A 625-nucleotide genomic window follows, 5' to 3' on the forward strand; every position below is an offset into this window, starting at 1 on the left:
CAGCCCCAAGCCCCTCAGGAAACGGTGAACAGCCAGGAGCCCCAGGAAGGCCTCCCCCGCCTCCTCCAGGGGGACCTCGGCCACCTTCATCCCCTCCCGCAGGGCCACCACGAAGCCCCCCTCCACCGCCAGCCCCTCCTCCCGCAGGGCCAGGGCGTAAGCCCCCACCTGCAGGAGGTGCTCCGGGTAGACCCGGGAGGAGGTCTTCAGGTCCACCACCACGAGCCTGTCCCCAAAGCGGGCCACCAGGTCCACCCGCCCGGCGTAGCGGTGCTCCGGGTGGAAGACCGCCTCCTCGGAGCGCAGGAGCCTGCCCCCGGTCCCGTCCCACCAGTCCGCCAGGCGCCGGGCCATCCCCCGGAGGGGCTCCTCCTCGGGGAGGGGAGGCCTTTCCCCCTTGAAGTGGGCCTCCGCCCAGGCGTGGAGGTCGGTGCCCCGCCCCGCGGCGCTCCGGGCGGCCCTGTGGTGGGCCTCGGCGGCCTCCTTCAGGATGCGGTCCACCTCTTTCTCCGTGAGGACCAGCCCCGGGACCAGGTTTTCCTGGAGGTACTCCACCACCTGGCGCACGGCCCAGTCCTGAAGGTTCTTGTTCAGGCGCCCCGTGACCTCCGTGACCGAGGGGACC

Annotated in this window: 1 protein-coding gene; it reads right to left on the reverse strand. The window is 72.6% G+C overall.

Annotation, left to right across the window (positions count from 1 at the left end):
* Positions 1–625, reverse strand: a 625-nt coding sequence (locus ACYQ0J_RS00245; RefSeq protein WP_460170229.1) for a CRISPR-associated protein Cas4, incomplete at both ends; no start/stop codon positions are given.

It is taken from the genome of Thermus sp. FJN-A, from assembly GCF_054655095.1.